This window comes from Roseomonas acroporae, from assembly GCF_023223525.1.
In the GTDB taxonomy this organism is placed as follows: domain Bacteria; phylum Pseudomonadota; class Alphaproteobacteria; order Acetobacterales; family Acetobacteraceae; genus Roseomonas_E; species Roseomonas_E acroporae.
Genome location: NZ_JALPRX010000147.1, coordinates 1 through 17,379 on the forward strand (window position 1 = coordinate 1; position 17,379 = coordinate 17,379).

Here is a 17,379-nt window from a genome sequence, read left to right on the forward strand (position 1 = left end):
GACCGCAAGGGCAACCCGATGACCATGAAGTTCCAGGGCACGGTGGAACCCTATTTCCGCGACGACCAGGGCTAGAGCATTTTCAAGCTGGGTGTACTCACCCAGCGACCCGGAAAATGCGAAAAACCAAAAGGTTGGAGCCGTTCCGGCCTGATACGGTCAGGCCGGAACGGCTCCAGAGCGGATCGCCGGCGGGCGGACACGCCCGGCGGCGTGAATCCGCGCCGAGAGCAAGGGGCTACAGCGAACCGCCGTCCCAACCGGACGGCGGTTCGCTGCAGGCGGCAGCGGGACCGGCCGGACGGGCGCCGCCGGGAACGGGGCACCGGTGGCGCACCGCCGCCCCGCCGGGGCCTTGCCCTCGCCGGAACCGAGCCCCGCCGGAACCGAGCGCGGCTGGAACTGCGCCACGTCCTGTGGCAACCACCGGCACGATCCGCGCGCGGGGTTCCCGCCACGGGCCTGCCGACCCCGCACGACCCGGCGGCGACGCCAGGGCCGGCGGCCGCCCGCCCCGCCGACAGCCTGAAGGAAACGCCGATGTCATTTCGCACGCTCGCCGCCGCCATCGGTCTCGCGGCCGGCCTTGCCGGGGGCGGCGCGCTGGCGGCACCGGGGATTCCGGCGGGTGTCCGAGGGGCGCTCGCCGAGGTCGGTCCGGCGCCGGGCAGCGAGGGAGCGGGCATCGAGAAGGTGCGCTGGGCGAACCGGTGCCGCTTCGTGCGCGAGACCGACTGGAGCCACGGCGGCTCCGGCCGCATCCGCCGCGAGTGCCGGCAGGTGTGGATCGGCCCTACGCATGGCGGCATGCCGCAGGACCGTGGCATCCGCCGGGACGGCTGGTAGGCCGCGCCCGGGCCGTCCAGCCGGGACCTGTCCGGTTCGGGAAGGCGGCGGAAGGAGATGGCGAGGGACCTGCCGTGCCGGGCAGGGTTCGGCGCGCGACCGCCCCACCCGACCCCGCGCGCGACACCGGCCCGCGCAGGTCGGGACCTGTGCGGGCGGCAGAGCCGGTTTCAGAACAGGGCGAGCTGCCGCGCGGCCTGCCGTCCCGGCGCCCGGGCCGGGGCCGGGGCCGGGACCGGGACCGGGACGCCATCCGCCGCTCCGCCATCCTCGGGAACGCGGAACAGGGTGCGGTCCAGCCGGCCCGTGCCGCGCGCGCCGGCGGCGCCATTCTCCTCGTGACAGCGGTCGAGGCCGGTGCGGTCGAAGCCGAGCCGCGACGAGGCCAGGGCGAAGCGCCGCGCCAGCAGATCGGCATAGGGGCCGGCGCCGGTCTGGCGCCGGCCGAAGCGCGAATCGTTCATCCCGCCGCCGCGCGTCTCGCGGATCAGCGACAGCACCCGCGCGGCGCGGTCGGGGAAGTGCCGGCCGAGCCATTCCTCGAAGAGCGGGCGCACCTCCAGCGGCAGGCGCAGCAGCACGTAGCCGGCGCGCGTGGCGCCGTGCCGCGCCGCCTCGGCCAGGATGCGCTCCAGCTCGGCGTCGTTCAGCCCCGGGATCATCGGCGCCGCCAGCACGCCGGCCGGCACGCCGGCGGCGGCCAGCGCCCCGATCGCGGCGAGGCGGCGCAGCGGCGCCGCCGCGCGCGGCTCCATCCGCCGCGCCAGCACCGGATCGAGCGTGGTGACCGAGAGGCAGACATGCACGAGGTTGCGCTCGGCCAGGCGGCGCAGGATGTCGAGGTCGCGCAGCACGCCGGTGGACTTGGTGACGATGGTCACCGGATGGCCGAAGCGTTCCAGCACCTCGAGCACCTGCCGCGTCAGCGACAGGGTGCGCTCCACCGGCTGGTAGGGATCGGTGTTGGAGCCGAGCGCGATCGGGCGCGGCACGTAGCCGGGCCGGCGCAGCTCCCGCTCCAGCAGCGCGGCGATGTCGGGCTTGTAGAGGAGGCGCGTCTCGAATTCGAGGCCGGGCGAGAAGCCGAGATGGGCGTGGCTCGGCCGGGCGTAGCAGTAGATGCAGCCGTGCTCGCAGCCCCGGTACGGGTTCACCGACCGGTCGAAGCCGATGTCGGGGGAATCGTTCCAGGCGATGGCGGAGCGGCTGCGGTCCGGCGTCAGCGTGGTCGGCAGCGGCGGCAGCTCGGCCAGCTCGCGCGCCAGCGTGTCCCAGCCATCGTCCCAGGGCTCCGCATGCGTCCGCTCGTAGCGGTTCGCGGGATTCGAGGCGGCGCCCCGGCCCTTCAGCGGGCGGGCGTTCGGCGTGGCGGTTCCGGCGGGAAGGAAATGACCGTCGGGCATGCGCGGTTCCCGGTTCGTTCCGGAAGACCCTGCGCAATGCCGCGTTAATCGTCAAGAACAAACAGCGAAAGCGAGCGATCCGGCGCGGGCGGTACCGATCGCGCGACGCGCCGGCCGGGGCCGGGCCGGCGCGCCGGGAAGGTTCAGCCCGCCTCGCCCGTGCCGTCCAGCAGCGCCATGGCGTCGGCATCGAGCCGCAGCCGCGTGGCGCCCATGATCTCGTCGAGCTGCTCCACCGTGGTGGCGCTGGCGATCGGCGCCGCGATGGCCGGCCGCGCCATCAGCCAGGCCAGCGACACCTGCGCCGGCGTCGCGCCCAGCCGGCCGGCGACCGTGTCGAGCGCGGCCAGCACGCGCTGGCCGCGCGGGTTGAGGTAGTTGCGCGCCTTGGCCGCCCGCGCCCGGTCGCCGAGGTCGGCCTCGGAGCGGTACTTGCCGGTCAGGAAGCCGCTGGCCAGCGAGTAGTAGGGAATGACGCCGAGCCCCTCGCGCACGCAGAGATCCTGCAGCGCGCCCTCGAAGCCGGCGCGGTCGTAGAGGTTGTACTCCGGCTGCAGCGTCTCGTAGCGGGGGATGCCGAGGCGGCGGCTGGTCTCCAGCGCCTCGGCCAGCCGCGGCGCGGCGTAGTTCGAGGCGCCGATCGCGCGCACCTTGCCCTGGCGGACGAGCTGGGCGTGCGCCTCCAGCGTCTCCTCCAGCGGCGTCTCGGGGTCGTCCTTGTGCGACTGGTAGAGGTCGATCACGTCGGTCCGCAGCCGGCGCAGCGAGTCCTCGACGGCCTGCACGATCCAGCGCCGCGACAGGCCCTTGCGGTCGGGGCCCAGCTCCATGCCGCACTTGGTGGCGATCAGCACGCCGTGGCGGCCGCCGCGCCTGGCCAGCCAGTTGCCGATGATCGTCTCGGACTCGCCGCCCGAATTGCCCGGCGCCCATTTCGAGTAGACGTCGGCCGTGTCCACCATGGTGCCGCCGGCCGCGACGAAGGCGTCGAGCAGGCGGAAGGACTGCGCCTCGTCCACCGTCCAGCCGAACACGTTGCCGCCGAACACCAGCGGCGTGATCTCGAGTCCCGAATTGCCGAGCCTGCGCCGTTCCATCCCGCCATCCTCCGATGCCGATGCGTCCGGCGAGGATAGGGCGGATCGCCGACGGACGGATACGCCGGCACCGTTCCGACCGGGCGGCCCGCATGCCTCCCCGGCCGGCGCGCCCCGCGCGCTCCGCCGCTTCAGGCGTCGGTGAAGCGCACCGCCACGATCTGCCAGCGCAGCGGCGCGGCCGGGTCGGTGGCGAGGCGAAGCGTCAGCCGGTCGCCGAGGTCGAGTTCCATCGTCCCCGCGCCGATCACGCGCATCGACCGCACGGCCTGCAGCAGCGGCACGGGCGGGAGGAAGGCGTCGGGCCGCAGCCGGTCGCGGATCATCGTCAGCAGCGCCCCCGGCGTGGCGGCCCTGCGCGCCATGTCGGACGCCATCGCGTGGAGGAAGGTCTCGTCGTCCGGCCCGGCCGGCACGGCGCCGTGGAACGCGGCCATCAGGCTGCGACGCAGCGACGGCCAGTCCACCCGCCCTTCCAGCGACGGCGCGTCGGCCGCGTCGACGTGACGCGCCACCTCCAGGACGGAATAGCCGGCGGTACCGGTCCAGGCCCCGAGCAGCGCCAGGATGCCGACGAGCAGCATGCCGGCCAGGGCGCGCGGCCGGGCCGCCCTCGCCGGGGCGAGGGCCGCGCGGGATGCCAGGAGCCTGGCGGATGGCGGCCGGGATGCAGGCGGGACCGGCGCCGGCGGGTGGCGGCGGTCGTAGTCGGCCCATACCTCGTCCCAGATGCTCGCCCTGCTCATGCCTGCCTCGCGCGTTAACCGGGACCGCCCTGATCTCACCGGGGGCGAGACTCCAGGGACAGCAGTACAATTTTTTGTACTTGTGAGACGGCTTTCCTTGTTCACTGGTTAATGGAGGCGGCTGGATCGTGCGCGCGCAACGCGCATCCCCTTGAAGCGCCATCACCAGTGCGAGATTGCGCGCCGCCGGCCATGCCCGCGGCACGCGCGGCCCGACCGGCCCTGCCGTCCGGACGGCATCGCCGCCGCCGGCGGTGGGCCCGCGGGACGGGTGGTCAGTGGGCGCGTCGCCATGGGGACGGGCATGGTGGCGGGCCGGCATGCCTCCGGGGCGGCCCGGACCCGCGGGTGCTTCGTGGCCCGGACCGGACGGCTGCGCCGACGCGCGCTCCGGCCGAAAGGGAGCGGCCCGGCCCGCCCGGCCCCTCGCGAGGCCCGGGCGCGGGCGATCCAGACGCGGGATGCGGGGCTTGGAGCGGATCGCCGGCGGGCGGACACGCCCGGCGGCGTGAATCCGCGCCGGGAACAACGAGCGACGGCGAACCGCAGTCCCAACCGGACCGCGGTTCGCTGCAGGGGGCGCGGCATGCCCCGGGCCATGGTGGATTTGCGGATCCGTGCGGGCCCGTCAGGGCCGGTTCGGGTGGCCCGCGGGTTCGTCCGCGCTCCTTTCCGTGCCGGGAGGGTCAGGGCCCCGGCACGATGCACCGCAGCGCGCCGGCAGCTCCTGCTTCCCGACGCGGAAAGGCCCTCGCCATCCCGCCACCGGCCCCTCGAACGGGCTCCCGGGGCCGTTCCGGCCCGGCTTTACCAGGCCGGAACGGCGCCACAGCCTTCGATGCGACGCATTTCCCGAGCCGCCGGGCGAGCGCCCCCAGCCTGAAAATGCTCCCGGCAAACCTCTGGAGGTTTGCGCATGGGCGAATGGCCGAGCAGGCTTGCGCAGCCTGCCTTCGCCGACTTCCATCCATGGCGCAGGCTGCGCAAGCCCGCTCAGGCGAGAGGCGCCAGCCGGCTCTCGAGCTGCCCCAGGAGATCGGCCAGCGCCGCGTTCATCGCCGCGGCGCGTGCCGCGGCGGGCGGGTCCGGTGTCGCCAGCGGCGCGGTGCCGGCCAGGACGAGTTGCGACGCCACCCGCCCGTCAGCGCCGCGCAGCACCACCGCCGACATCCCCGCGCGGGCGAGGCCGCGGGCGGGTTCGGCCTGCAGCGTCGTCAGCTCGGCCTCCAGGATCAGGTCCGCCGGTGCCCGGCTGCCGGGCGCGACGACGGCGGCGAACAGGCCGGAGGCGATCAGCCAGCGGCGGACGACCTCCTCGACGAGATCGGCCGGCGGGGCCGTCCATTCGTTGTGGAAGTCGGCCGTCTCGGTGCCGTCGGCGCGCAGCGTGCGCAGGCCGCGCTGCTCCTGGCCCGGGGCCGCGCGCAGCAGCCGCACCAGCAGCACCTTGCCGCCGCGCCGGGCGCCGCCCGGACCGCGACCCGGCGGCGGCGCCGGATCCAGGGCGAAGCGCTGGATCTCGATGTAGGGCCGGCTGAACAGCGAGGCGCAGCCGGGCAGCGCCAGGGCCGCGCCGGCGCCGAGCAGCAGCGCCGCGCGCCGCGACCGGCATGGCCCCGGCCGCGCCGGGGGGCCGCCGCGGGCCGGCCCGGCAATCCGCCCGGCGGGCGCCGCCGGGCGCGGCACGGGGTCGTGCCCGGGAATGGTTCCGGGGATCGGGTCCGGCATCAGCGTCGCTCCGGCGGTGGCGGCGAGCCGAACAGCGCCTGCGACGGGGCGCGGCGCAGCAGCTCGGTGACGTCGCGCAGGTTGCTCGCCACGGCGCGCAGGTCGCGCAGGATCGGCGTCAGGTCGGCCTGGGTGTCGGAGACCAGGCCGCGGCCGGAGCGCAGCGTGCTGTCGAGCCCGGCCAGCGCCTGCGGCACGCGGTTGGCCGCCTCGCGCACGCTCTGCGCCGCCTGGCCGAACTGGCCGGCGGCCTGGCTGACATTGGCGATCGCCTGGCGCGTCTCGCGCCCGGTGAGCACGGTGCGTGCCGCCTCGGAGGTCCGGCGCAGCTCGGCGATGACGCCCGGCAGGTCGGCGGTGTCCACGGCGCCGCGCAGCGTGGTGAGGAGCTGGGTGGCCTCGCGCAGCGCCACGTTCACCTCGCCCTCCTGGCCCACCTCGCGGCGCAGGTCCTGCACCAGCCCGGCGATGTTCTCGATCAGGCCGCGGAAATCCACGTCCTGCAGGCGCTGCACCAGGTTCTCGGCGGCGCTCTGCACCTGCGCCACGGTGGAGGGGATGGAGGGGATGTAGGTGAAGCGCGGGCGCCAGGGCGGCTGCACCACCGGGAAGCGGTCCGGCGGCGAGAAGTCGAGCTCGATGTAGCTCACGCCGGTGATCCCCTGGCTGGTGATGCGCGCCCGCAGCCCGTGCTCCACCGCCTCGTGCAGCATGTCCTCGCGGCCGAGCGGGCCGATGCGCGCGAGATCGACCGTGAAGCGCACCAGCACGCGCTGGAAGGCGGTGTTGAAGCGCTCGCCGTCCTCGGTGCGGTACTCGGCCGAGACGAGGCCGATCTCGCGCACCTGGCCGAGCCTGACGCCGCGGTAGCGCACCGCCGAGCCGACATCGAGGCCCTGCACGGATTCGCGGACATAGGTCTCCAGCGTCACCTCGCGGCCGCCGAAATTGCGCGAGGTGAGGAACAGCACGAAGCCGACCATCAGCCCGGCGCCGACCAGCACCAGCGTGCCGACGCGCAGATAGAGCGCGGTGCTGCGGGAGGCCATGGCTAGAGCCCGCCCAGCGCGGGAGGCCGGCCCGGGAGGCGCCTCGCCCTCCCCTCGACGCTGCCGATCGCGGGCATGTCCTAGCCCCGCTCCGCCATCGGCTCGCGCCGGAAGAAGGCGCGCACCACCGGGTGCTCGCTGGTGTCGCGCAGCACGCGCGGGTCGCCCTCGGCGATCATTCCCTTGGCCTCCTTGTCCAGCATGATGCAGCGGTCGCCGATCGCCAGGATGGACTGCAGCTCGTGCGTGACCACCACGAAGGTGGTGCCGAGGTCGCGCGCGATGCCGCGGATGAGTTCGTCGAGCCCGGCCGAGGTGATCGGGTCGAGCCCGGCGGAGGGCTCGTCGAGGAACAGCACGGGCGGGTCGAGCGCCATGGCGCGGGCGATGCCGGCGCGCTTGGCCATGCCGCCCGAGATCTCGGCCGGCAGCCGCCCGGCGGCGTCGCCGAGCCCGACCACGCCGAGCTTGGCGCGCGCCACCTCGCCCCGCGCGCGCGGCGGCAGCCGGGTGTGGCGCTCGATCGGCAGCTCGACGTTCTCGGCCAGCGTCATGGAGCCGAACAGCGCGCCCGACTGCCACATCACGCCGAGCCGGCGCAGCAGCGCCTGGCGCGCCTTGTCGTCCTCGGAGAGCACGGGCTGGCCGAGGATCTCCACCGTGCCGGCGGCGGGCGGGAACAGGCCGATCATCGCCTTGAGCAGGCTCGACTTGCCGCAGCCGGAGCCGCCGAGGATGACGAACACCTCGCCGCGCCGCACGTCGAAGGAGACGCCGCTGAAGATGGTGCGGCCGCCGAAGGCCACGGCGAGGTCGCGCACGCGGATCACCGCCTCGGCCTCCGGCCCCGGCGCCTGCCGCGCCGGCTCCGGGGACGCCGGTTGCGCCGGTTCCGAGGACGCCTGCCGCGCCGGTTCCGGCGACGTCTGCCGCGCCGGCTCCGGCGACATCGGCCCCACCGGTTCCGGCGATGCCTGCCTCGCCGGTTCCGAAGAAGCGTGCCGTGCCGGTTCCGAAGAAGCGTGCCGCGCCGGTTCCGAAGAAGCGTGCCGCGCCGGTTCCGGCGACGCCTGCCGCGCCGGTTCCGGCGACGCCGCCCCCGTCGGCCGGGCCTCCCCGGCCGTGCCCGCCGCCTCCGCCCCGCTCATATGCCGAGCCGGCTGAACAGCACGGCGAAGAGGCCGTCGAGCACCACGGTCGCGATGATGCCGCCCACCACCGCCGCCGTCGCCGCGTCGCCCACCGCGCGCGGGCCGCGCCCCGCGCTGAGGCCGGCGCGGCAGCCGATGCCGGCGATGGCGAGGCCGAACACGGCGGCCTTGAACAGGCCGCCCAGCAGGTCGCGCAGGGTCAGCCACTGCATCAGCGTGTTGGTGATGGAGATGAGCGGGAAGTTCTGCCCCGTCATCACCACCGCCATGCCGACGAGGCCGGAGAGGTTCACCAGCAGCGCCAGGATGGGCATCGCCACCAGCGTGGCGATCAGGCGCGGCAGCACCAGCATCGCCATGGAGTCGATGCCCATGATGCGCAGCGCGTCCACCTCCTCGTTCACCGTCATGGTGCCGAGCTCGGCGGCGAAGGCCGAGCCGGTGCGGCCGGCGACGATGATGGCGGCGATCAGCGGCCCCAGCTCGCGCAGCAGCACGATGCCGACGAGCTGCGGGACGAACATCTCGCCGCCGTAGCGGCGCAGCGGGATGGCGGACTGGAAGGCCAGGATCACGCCGATCAGCACGCCGAGCAGCAGCGTCAGCGGGAAGGCGCGCAGCCCCACCTCGTCGAGCTGGCGCAGCAGGTCGGCCGCGCGCAGGTTGCGCGGGCGCCGCAGCAGGCCGAGCGCGGTGACGAGGCATTGGCCGATGAAGGCGGTGCCGTCGCGGATCGAGCGGCCGGCCGCGAACACCATGGCGCCGAGCCAGGCGAGCCAGGGCATCGGCTTCGGCGGCACGGGCGGCGGCGCCTCGGCCAGCGCGTCGCGGGTGCGGTCCAGCACCGCCCGCTCCGCCTCGCCCGCGCCCTCGATGCGCGTCTCCGGCCCGGCCAGGTCGAGCACCAGCACCGCGCCGGCGGTGTCGAGCATGGTGATGCCGGCGAGGTCGATGGCGGGCGGCGCGCCGTCCTGCGCCCCCGCCTCCACCCCCCTCATGACGCGTGGCCAGAGGGCGGCGGCGCCGTCGGCGTCCAGCCGGCCGGAGAGGGCCAGCGTGCCGTCCGCGCGCCGCTCCATCCCGGCGTTCCCGTCCTCGCGCGCCGCCGCGCGCGCGGCGATGTCCTGGCCCTCCGGCGGCACGGGTCAGGGATCCGTGGGGTCGCGCGGTTCGCGCGCGGAGGGGGCACGCGGTTCGTGCGCGGAGGGGGCACGCGGCGCGGGCGCCACGGCCGGACCGGCGGCGCCGCGCAGCGCGCGCGCGATGGCGGCGCCCGCCTCCAGGCCCGTCTGCCACGCGCCGCCCGCCGTTCCCGCGAGGTGCGGGTGGCACGCCTCGCCCGCCAGGTGCAGCCGCCCCGGCGCCACCGGCCGCGCCAGCGCCAGCCGCGCCGCGTGGCCGCCGGGAACCGCGTAGCTGTAGCTGCCGAGGGTCAGCGGGTCGGTGCCCCAGCGCGTCACCACGGCGCGCGCCGGGTCCAGCGCCCGGTCGGCGCGGGTGCCGAAGCCGCGCCGCAGCTCCTCGCGCGCCAGCGCCACCGCCTCGGCGTCCGTCACCCCGGCCAGCGCCCGGGCCGACCGGCCGCCGACGAAGCCGATGACGTGATCGCGGCCGAAGGGCCAGGCCTGGAACACCATCAGCCGCTCGCCCCGCGCCACCTCGCGGTCGATCCCGGCGAAGTCCGGCAGGTCCAGCCGGTCCGGGCCATCGGGGCGTCCGGCGGGACGTTCCGGGGGGTGCCCTGCGGGCTGCCGGGCGGCGCGCAGCGCCACCTTGGTCAGCAGCCCCATGGGCAGCGCCGCCACCGCGTCGCGCGTCGCTTCCGGCAGCGGCGGGTCGAAGGCGATCGACCCGGCGGCCAGCACGCCCGTGGAGACGGTGACGAGGCAGCAGCGCGCCCGGACCGTGCCGCGCGGCCCGGAGACGCGCACCCGCGTCCCGCCCGCCGGCCCGCCCCACTCGATGCGCGTCACCGGCGCGCCGGCGACGACCGGCAGCCCCTCGGCCAGCCGCGCCACCAGCGCGCCGAGCCCGGTGGAGACGGCGTAGTTCGGCCCGTCCAGCAGGTTGGCCGCCCAGTCCTCCAGGCTGATCGCGTCGGCCTCGGCGGCCGAGATCACCGGGCCTTCCCAGGCCTCCACCGTGGCGGCGAAGCGCCGGTCCGGCGTCGCCGCCGAGAGCGGCAGGTCGGGTCCGCCGGCGGCCGCGCGCGCCCGGTCCAGCCGGAACGCCGATGCGTGGAAGGCCTCCTCGGCCGCGTCGTACTCGGCCAGCTCCGCCGCCGTGGCGCGGCGACCGTCGACGAAGGTGACGCGGTCGCGCTCCCCGCGGCGCTGGTCCAGCAGGCCGATGCCGAGCCGCCCGGCCAGCGGCACCAGCGGGTTGCGGTCGCCGGCATGCAGCCATGAGGCGCCGTGGTCGAAGGGGCTGCCGAGGCTGTCGCTCTCGGTGCGGCAGCGGCCGCCGACCCGGTCGGCCGCCTCCAGCACCACGCAGGCCAAGCCCTCGGCGCGCAGCGCGGTCGCGGCCGCGATCCCGGCGGCGCCGGCGCCCACCACCACCACGTCGGGGTCCGTCGGCAGGGTCGCCGCGGGCGGGGGCGGGATCACCGGGACGGCCCCCGGGAGGTTCCCGCGGACGGTCGCCGGGCCGGCCCCCGGCAAGATCCCTGGCGCGGTCCACGGGACGATCCCAGGGAAGATCCCAGGGAAGATCCACGGGATGAACCGCGGTGAAACCCGTCCGGATGGGTGCCGGCCCGGTGCCGGACGGCGCCGTCCGGCCACGCGACCTCCGTCTCTCGCCGGTCCAACGCCGCTCCGTCCTCGTCAGTGCCGCCCGTGCACGGGCGGCGCACAGGTGGCATCCCCGGCGGCGGAAGTCGAGAGGCGCGCCGCCATCGTCACGGTCCTGTCCCGGTGCCGACGCGGCACCGACACGACGGGCTCAGGCCGCCTCGGTCCGCCAGTCTATCTCGCCCAGGCCGTGCGCGCGCAGCCAGGCGTTCACCTGCGAGAAGGGCCGCGAGCCGAAGAAGCCCCGCCGCGCCGACAGGCCGGAGGGATGCACCGAGCGAAGCACCAGGTGCCGGCCCGCATCCACGAAGGCGGCCTTCTTCTGCGCGTAGGCGCCCCAGAGCACGAAGGCGGCGTGCGGCACGGTGTCGTTCACCACCCGGATCACCGCGTCGGTGAAGCCTTCCCAGCCCCTGCCGGCATGGCTGTTGGCCTGCCCCTCCTCCACGGTGAGCACCGCGTTGAGCAGCAGCACGCCCTGGTCGGCCCAGCGCAGCAGCGAGCCGGAGGCCGGCGGGTGCAGGCCGAGGTCGCTGCCCAGCTCGCGGAAGATGTTGCGCAGCGAGGGCGGCAGCGGCACGCCGGGCTGCACCGAGAAGGAGAGGCCGTGCGCCTGCCCCGGGCCGTGGTACGGGTCCTGGCCGAGGATCACCACGCGCACCTCGTCGGGCGGCGTGCGGTCGAGGGCGGCGAAGATCAGCGGCGGCGGCGGGTACACGCGGCGCCCCTCGGCCAGCGCCGCCGCCAGGTGCGCGCGCAGCAGGGCGAGCCGCGCCAGGTCGAGCCGGTCGCGCAGCGCCGCCGCCCAGGCGGGCGAGAGGCGGGAAAGCGGCCAGTCCCCCGAGGGACCGTGGGCGGGGCCGAGTGCCGCGTCGATCTCCGCGGGCGTCATCGCCGGAAGGGCACGGGAACGGGCGTCGGCAGGCGGTCCAGGCGCGGCGTCATGGCGGCCCCTCCATCGTGGCCCGGCGGGCCAGTTCGACGCGGCAGGCTTCGGCGTCGGCCACGCAGCCGCCCGCCAGCCACCAGCGCCGCGTCGCCGACAGCAACGCGCCGACCCGGGGTCCGGCTGCGACGCCCATCGCCAGCACGTCGCGCCCCTGCAGCGGGAAGACCGGGCGCGGCGTGTCGCGCAGCCGGTCGCGCAGCGCCGACCAGCCGCGCATCGCCGCCGGGTCCGCCGCCGCGGGATCGTCCGCCTCGGCCAGCCAGCTCGCCGCCACCAGCCGCCCGGCCGGCGCCTCCGCCAGCAGCCGGCGCAGCGCCGCGTCGTCGAGGTCGGGAGCGAGCGCCGGCGGCGCGGCGAGCGCCAGCAGCACGTCCCGCTCCTCGTTGGCGAACCGCAGCCGGCGGGCCAGCGCCGCGGCCATGGCCGCGGCGCCGGATGGCGGCAACGCGCCCGCCATGGCCGGCGCAGCGGCCGGCGGCGACGCGCCGGCACGCCCCGGCGCGTCGCGCGGCAGCAGCGCGGCGAGGCGCAGCAGCGGCTCGGCCGGCGCGCCGAGACGCAGCAGCGCGGCCAGCCGGTCCGGCGCGCCCGCCTCGGGCAGCACGGCGCCGAGCACCCCCGTCCCGCGCATCAGCGCCAGCGCGCCCAGCGGATCGGGCGTCGCCAGCAGCCGCTTCAGCTCGCTCCAGACGCGCTCGGCGGAAAGCCGGGCGAGCCCCGGCACGGCGCCGCGGATCGCCGCCACCGCCGCCGGGTCCGGCGCGCCGGTGCCGTAGCGGGCCTGGAAGCGGAAGAAGCGCAGCGCGCGCAGGTAGTCCTCGGCGAGCCGCGTCGCCGGGTCGCCGACGAAGCGCACCAGGCCGCGCCGCAGGTCCTCGCGGCCGCCGAAGTAGTCCCACAGCGCGCCCTCGGCCGAGAGCGACATGGCGTTGATGGTGAAGTCGCGCCGCGCCGCGTCCTCGCGCCAGTCGGTGGTCCATTCCACCTCGGCGTGGCGGCCGTCGGTGGCGAGGTCGCGGCGCAGCGCCGTCACCTCCACCGGCTGGCGGCCGAGCACGGCGGTGACGGTGCCGTGGGCGATGCCGGTCTCGAACACCTTCAGCCCGGCGTCGCGCAGGCGCGCGGCGATGGCCTCGGGCGGCAGCGGCGCCGCCACGTCCACGTCGGCGACCGGCCGGCCGGCCAGGATGTCGCGCACGCAGCCGCCGACCGCGCGGGCGCCGGGCAGCGCCGCCAGCACGGCGGCCGGCGCGCCCGCGCGCAGCAGGGCGGGGGGCGCGATGCGGGCCTGGGGCGGATCGGCCGGCCCCATCATGGCCCGGGGGCCGGATCGACCGGCCCCGTCATGGCCCGGTTGGCCGGATCGGCCGGCCCCGTCATGGCCCCGGGGCCGGATCGGCCGGCCCCGTCATGACCCGGGTGGCCGGATCGGCGGGAGCCGTGGGCGACGCGTCCGGCACCGGGACGGCGTGGCCGGGCACGACGCGGCCGTCCTGCAGGTGCGGCGGCACGTAGACCGTGTCCGGCGCCATGCTGCGCGACAGGCCGAACCAGGCGGCGCCGCCGACGGCCAGCACGATGCCGAGGACGGCGAGCGCGACCTCGACCCCGCTCATCCCGACGCGCGGGTTGAGGTGGCGCCAGAGCGCATAGGCGGCGAAGGGCAGCAGGAACAGGAGGAGGTTGAGCACGCGGACCATGGGTTCTGGCGGGTGGGCAGGGAGCGGGCGGGAGGCACGCCGGCCGCCGGGACCGCTCCAGCCCGACCGTATCAGGTGGGAGCGGCCCTAGCCTCTTGATGTCTCGCATTTCCCGGATCGCCGGGCGAGTACGCCCGGCTTGAAGATGCCCGGATGCCCGGCCTCCGGTCGGTTCGTCCGGGGGCGGCTCAGTCCGCCGCCGTCGCCGGCTCGCGCAGCACCCTGGCGAGGGTCACCAGGATCGTCGCCGTCGCGCCCCAGATGTAGTGGCGCTCGTGCGGCCACACCCAGAATTCGCGCAGGCGCTGGCGGAATTCAGCCCGCCGCCGCTCCGGCGCCGCCGGATCGAGCACCACGGAGAGCGGCAGCTCGAAGATCTCCGCCACCTCGGTGGGCTGCGGCGTCAGCGACAGCGGCGGGGTCAGCAGCCCCACCACCGGGGTGATCCGGTAGCCCGTGCCGGTGATGTGGTCGGGCAGCCGGGCGTGCAGCTCCGGCAGGCGCGGGTCCAGCCCGATCTCCTCGGCCGCCTCGCGCACCGCCGCCGCCTCCGGCGTCTCGCCCGGCTCGATCCGGCCGCCGGGGAAGCTCACCTGCCCGGCATGGGCGGCGAGGTCGGCGGTGCGCAGGGTGAGCAGCACGGTGGGCTCGGGGTGCAGCACGATCGGCACCAGCACCGCCGCCAGCTTGGCGGGACGGGCGAACTCCGGCTCCACGAGGTCGCTCGCCGTCGGGCCGGCCCGGCGCAGCGCGGCCGGGTCGGCGAGGCGCGCCACCAGCTCGCCGCGCGTCATGCCGGCGCCGCCGCGGGCGGGACCTGCGGCGGCGGGCGGGTCACCGGGCCCGGCCGGCGGCGTCCCGGCCGCGCGCGGGCAGCGTCAGGGTCGCGATCGGGGCCGGCGCCGCGCGCGGACGGCGGCATGGTCACGCATCGGCCTCGCCGCCGAAATCCGCCGGCACGTCGTCGATCGGGAAGAACACGCCCTCGCTCCAGACGCCCAGCACCTCGCGCCCGTCCACCGTCTCCGGCACGGCCAGCGCCACCAGCTCGTAGAAGACGGGGCGGTTGAGGCGCGCCTCCAGCCCCGGGGCGCCGTCCCGGCCGGGGCGGACCATCACGTAGGGGCGCGGCTCGCCGGTCACGGGATCGATGTCGACGCGGATCGGGTGCTCGGCATCGGCGGTCACGCACTCGTCGAGCGTGGTGCGGAAGCCGATGGTCTGGCGTCCCCTCCCCTCGTGCCCCCGGCCCTCGCACCAGCACAGCTCGACGGCGACGAAGGGCGCGTCCTCCACCTCGATGGTGCCGCGCTCGACCGGGGTCTCCAGCACGTAGCTGCCGTCCGGCTCGCGGTGCAACACGCTGGCGAACAGGCAGACCAGTTCCTTCCGGCCGATCGGGCTGCCGCGGTAGTGCCAGGTGCCGTCGCGGGCGATGCGGATGTCGAAATGGCCGCATTCCGGCCGGGGACGGGACGGGGAACGCGGGGCGCGGGGCGCCGGCGCCGCCGCCCCCCCGCGGTCCTCCGCGGCGGCGAGGCCGCCCATCAGCGCGTTGCGCGTCGTCGCCCCATGGGCCTCGACCAGCAGGGCGTCACCCGACAGGGCGTTACCCGGTCCCGCCGCATTCATGGCTTTCTCCGCGTGGCCAGGAGTCATAGGCTTCCGAACTTCACTCCGCGCGCCTGCTGCGCGCCGACGCATCCGCACCCTGTCCAGTGCAGGCTTCCCGGACGCCTCGCCGCAGCACGCGCTTGCGGCCCATATAGGGAGCAGGGCTGGCATGGTTGAAGTGGCCGCCGGGACACAGTCGCCTGCAACAGCGGACACGGAGACCCTCGATCCGGCGCGCCTGGTCGCGGAGGTCGAGGCGCTGGGCGAGCGGCTGGCCGCCGCGCGGCGCTCCGTCGGCCGGGTGATCCTGGGCCAGACCGAGGTGGTGGAGCAGACCCTGGTCACCCTGCTCTCCGGCGGCCACCTGCTGCTGGTGGGCGTGCCGGGCCTGGGCAAGACGCTGCTGGTGCAGACGCTGGGCACGGTGCTCGGGCTCGACGCCAAGCGGGTGCAGTTCACGCCGGACCTGATGCCGGCCGACATCCTCGGCTCCGAGGTGCTGGAGGAGACGGCCGAGGCGGACGGCACGCGCGGCCGGCGCTTCCGCTTCCTGCGCGGGCCGGTCTTCTGCCAGCTCCTGATGGCCGACGAGATCAACCGCGCCAGCCCGCGCACCCAGTCGGCGCTGCTGCAGGCGATGCAGGAGCGGCAGGTGGCCGTCGCGGGCGAGGTGCAGCCCCTGCCCGCCCCGTTCCATGTCCTCGCCACGCAGAACCCGATCGAGCAGGAAGGCACCTATCCGCTGCCCGAGGCGCAGCTCGACCGCTTCCTGCTGGAGGTCGAGGTCGGCTATCCCGACCTGGAGGCCGAGCGCGCCATGCTGCTCGCCACCACCGGCGCCACCGAGGCGCGCGCCGTGCCGGTGATGACCGACGCCGAGCTGATGGCGGCGCAGCGGCTGATCCGCCGCATCCCGGTGGGCGAATCGGTGCTGGAGGCGATCCTGCGGCTGGTGCGCGGCGCCCGGCCGGAGACCAGCGGCATCGAGGGCGTGCGCCGCAACCTCGCCTGGGGGCCCGGCCCGCGCGCGGCGCAGGCGCTGATGCTGGCGACGCGCGCCCGCGCCGTGCTGGAGGGGCGGCTCGCCCCCTCGGTGGACGACGTGGCGGCGCTGGCCGAGCCGGTGCTGCGCCACCGCATGGCGCTGAACTTCGCCGCCCGCGCCGACGGGGTGCGCATCGCCGAGGTGATCGAGACGCTGAAGGGCCAGCTTGGCTGATCCCGCGCCCCACGGAACGGCCCAGGGAATGGCCATGGGCAGGCCGCCGGCCGACGCGGCGGGCGGCGGCAGCTCCCCCGGCAGCTCCCTCGGCAGCGCCCCCGGCACCGCCCTCACCCGCGCCACCCGCGCCTCGGCGCTCGGCGCCCGGCTGCCGCCGCTGGTGGTGGCGGCCGAGCGCGTCGCCGCCACGGTGATGCAGGGCGTGCACGGCCGCCGGCGCGCCGGCCAGGGCGACGCCTTCTGGCAGTTCCGCCCCTTCCTGCAGGGCGACAGCTCCACCCGCATCGACTGGCGCCAGAGCGCCAAGACCGAGCGGCTGTTCGTGCGCGAGACGGAGTGGGAGGCGGCGCAGACCGTGCTGCTCTGGCGCGACGCCTCCGCCTCCATGCGCTGGCGCTCCAACCTCGCCCCGGTCGAGAAGGCCGCGCGCGCCGAGCTGCTGCTGCTGGCGCTGGCCGCCCTGCTGCTGCGCGGCGGCGAGCGGGTGCGGCTGCTGGGCGGGGCGGACCGGCGCGCCTATGGCGGCCGCACCGCGCTGGAATCCCTGGCCCGGGCGCTGGACGCGGCCGGGGGGGCGCCCGTCGACGCCACCGCCCCGCGCCATGCCCGCGCCGTGCTGATCGGCGACTTCCTGGGGCCGCTGGAGGAGGTGCGGCGCGAGGTGGCGGCGCTCGCCGCCCGGCCGGTGCGCGGGCACCTGCTGCTGGTCGCCGACCCGGCCGAGGAGACCCTGCCCTATGCCGGCCGGGTGCGCTTCGAGGGTCTGGAGGACGAGGGCGAGACGCTGATCCCGCGCGCCGAGACCGCCCGCGCGCTCTACGCCGAGCGGCTGGCGCAGCACCGGGCGGGACTGGCGGCGATCGCCGGCGCGGCGGGCTGGGGCTTCGCGGTGCACCGCACCGACCAGCCGCCGGAGGCGGCGCTGCTGGCCCTGTGGCAGGCGCTGGCGCCTGGGTGAGCGACGAGCGCGTCGCGGCGCCTGCCTGTTCGGGGAAGGCGCCGCCTTCCCCGGACCCCATCCGCCCCCCGGGGAAGGCTCCGCCTTCCCCGGACCCCAACCGCCAGGAACCTCAGGTTCC

17 protein-coding genes are annotated in these 17,379 nt (G+C 76.3%); 4 read left to right on the top strand and 13 right to left on the bottom strand.

The annotated features are described in order from the left end of the window. The coding region (locus M0638_RS29300) for a DUF3297 family protein (protein WP_408903681.1) at positions 1-75 on the top strand (75 nt) is incomplete at its 5' end. A 465-nt stretch (positions 76-540) separates the two neighbouring features. Further along, positions 541-846 carry a hypothetical protein gene (locus M0638_RS25890; RefSeq protein WP_248669843.1) on the top strand — a complete coding sequence of 102 codons (306 nt, stop codon included), beginning with the start codon at positions 541-543 and terminating at the stop codon, positions 844-846. 170 nt (positions 847-1,016) lie between these two features. Here M0638_RS25890 and M0638_RS25895 read toward each other — a convergent pair whose 3' ends face one another. The 13 genes from M0638_RS25895 to M0638_RS25955 all read right to left on the bottom strand — a co-directional run bounded on the left by M0638_RS25895 (position 1,017) and on the right by M0638_RS25955 (position 15,096). Beyond that, positions 1,017-2,249: a PA0069 family radical SAM protein gene (locus tag M0638_RS25895; protein ID WP_248669844.1), complete on the bottom strand. Its 1,233-nt coding sequence runs from the start codon at positions 2,247-2,249 to the stop codon at positions 1,017-1,019. Between the two features lie 143 nt (positions 2,250-2,392). Further along, positions 2,393-3,346 carry an aldo/keto reductase gene (locus tag M0638_RS25900; protein ID WP_248669845.1) on the bottom strand — a complete coding sequence of 318 codons (954 nt, stop codon included), beginning with the start codon at positions 3,344-3,346 and terminating at the stop codon, positions 2,393-2,395. Between the two features lie 131 nt (positions 3,347-3,477). Continuing rightward, positions 3,478-4,092: a DUF2939 domain-containing protein gene (locus tag M0638_RS25905; RefSeq protein ID WP_248669846.1), complete on the bottom strand. Its 615-nt coding sequence runs from the start codon at positions 4,090-4,092 to the stop codon at positions 3,478-3,480. A 993-nt stretch (positions 4,093-5,085) separates the two neighbouring features. Further along, entirely contained in the window at positions 5,086-5,820 is a 735-nt protein-coding gene (locus M0638_RS25910; protein ID WP_248669847.1) for a hypothetical protein, read from the bottom strand. Then, a complete protein-coding gene (locus M0638_RS25915; RefSeq protein ID WP_248669848.1) occupies positions 5,820-6,869 on the bottom strand; it encodes an MlaD family protein in 1,050 nt (349 codons plus the stop codon). Before M0638_RS25915 ends, M0638_RS25910 begins: the two co-directional genes overlap by 1 nt. An 80-nt stretch (positions 6,870-6,949) precedes the next feature. Next, the gene (locus M0638_RS25920; RefSeq protein ID WP_248669849.1) at positions 6,950-7,819 is read right to left on the bottom strand and encodes an ABC transporter ATP-binding protein; all 870 of its coding nucleotides are present in this window, start codon (positions 7,817-7,819) and stop codon (positions 6,950-6,952) included. Between the two features lie 194 nt (positions 7,820-8,013). Continuing rightward, a complete protein-coding gene (locus M0638_RS25925) occupies positions 8,014-9,162 on the bottom strand; it encodes an ABC transporter permease (protein WP_248669850.1) in 1,149 nt (382 codons plus the stop codon). A gap of 3 nt (positions 9,163-9,165) precedes the next feature. Further along, the gene (locus tag M0638_RS25930) at positions 9,166-10,629 is read right to left on the bottom strand and encodes a flavin monoamine oxidase family protein (protein WP_345893073.1); all 1,464 of its coding nucleotides are present in this window, start codon (positions 10,627-10,629) and stop codon (positions 9,166-9,168) included. Between the two features lie 337 nt (positions 10,630-10,966). Continuing rightward, positions 10,967-11,707 carry a uracil-DNA glycosylase gene (gene ung, locus M0638_RS25935; RefSeq protein WP_248669851.1) on the bottom strand — a complete coding sequence of 247 codons (741 nt, stop codon included), beginning with the start codon at positions 11,705-11,707 and terminating at the stop codon, positions 10,967-10,969. 49 nt (positions 11,708-11,756) lie between these two features. Beyond that, a complete protein-coding gene (locus M0638_RS25940) occupies positions 11,757-13,079 on the bottom strand; it encodes a CCA tRNA nucleotidyltransferase (RefSeq protein ID WP_345893074.1) in 1,323 nt (440 codons plus the stop codon). A gap of 61 nt (positions 13,080-13,140) precedes the next feature. Next, positions 13,141-13,455, bottom strand: a complete 315-nt coding sequence (locus tag M0638_RS25945; protein WP_248669852.1) for a hypothetical protein — start codon at positions 13,453-13,455, stop codon at positions 13,141-13,143. A 197-nt stretch (positions 13,456-13,652) separates the two neighbouring features. Continuing rightward, positions 13,653-14,258, bottom strand: coding sequence for a CoA pyrophosphatase (locus M0638_RS25950; RefSeq protein WP_248669853.1), 606 nt, complete (start codon positions 14,256-14,258; stop codon positions 13,653-13,655). A 130-nt stretch (positions 14,259-14,388) separates the two neighbouring features. Continuing rightward, positions 14,389-15,096, bottom strand: coding sequence for a DUF1285 domain-containing protein (locus tag M0638_RS25955; protein WP_248669854.1), 708 nt, complete (start codon positions 15,094-15,096; stop codon positions 14,389-14,391). 151 nt (positions 15,097-15,247) lie between these two features. Between M0638_RS25955 and M0638_RS25960 the strand changes: the two genes are divergently transcribed. Next, positions 15,248-16,297 carry an AAA family ATPase gene (locus M0638_RS25960; RefSeq protein WP_248669855.1) on the top strand — a complete coding sequence of 350 codons (1,050 nt, stop codon included), beginning with the start codon at positions 15,248-15,250 and terminating at the stop codon, positions 16,295-16,297. Between the two features lie 34 nt (positions 16,298-16,331). After that, the gene (locus M0638_RS25965; RefSeq protein WP_408903679.1) at positions 16,332-17,258 is read left to right on the top strand and encodes a DUF58 domain-containing protein; all 927 of its coding nucleotides are present in this window, start codon (positions 16,332-16,334) and stop codon (positions 17,256-17,258) included. Positions 17,259-17,379: the final 121 nt, after the last annotated feature.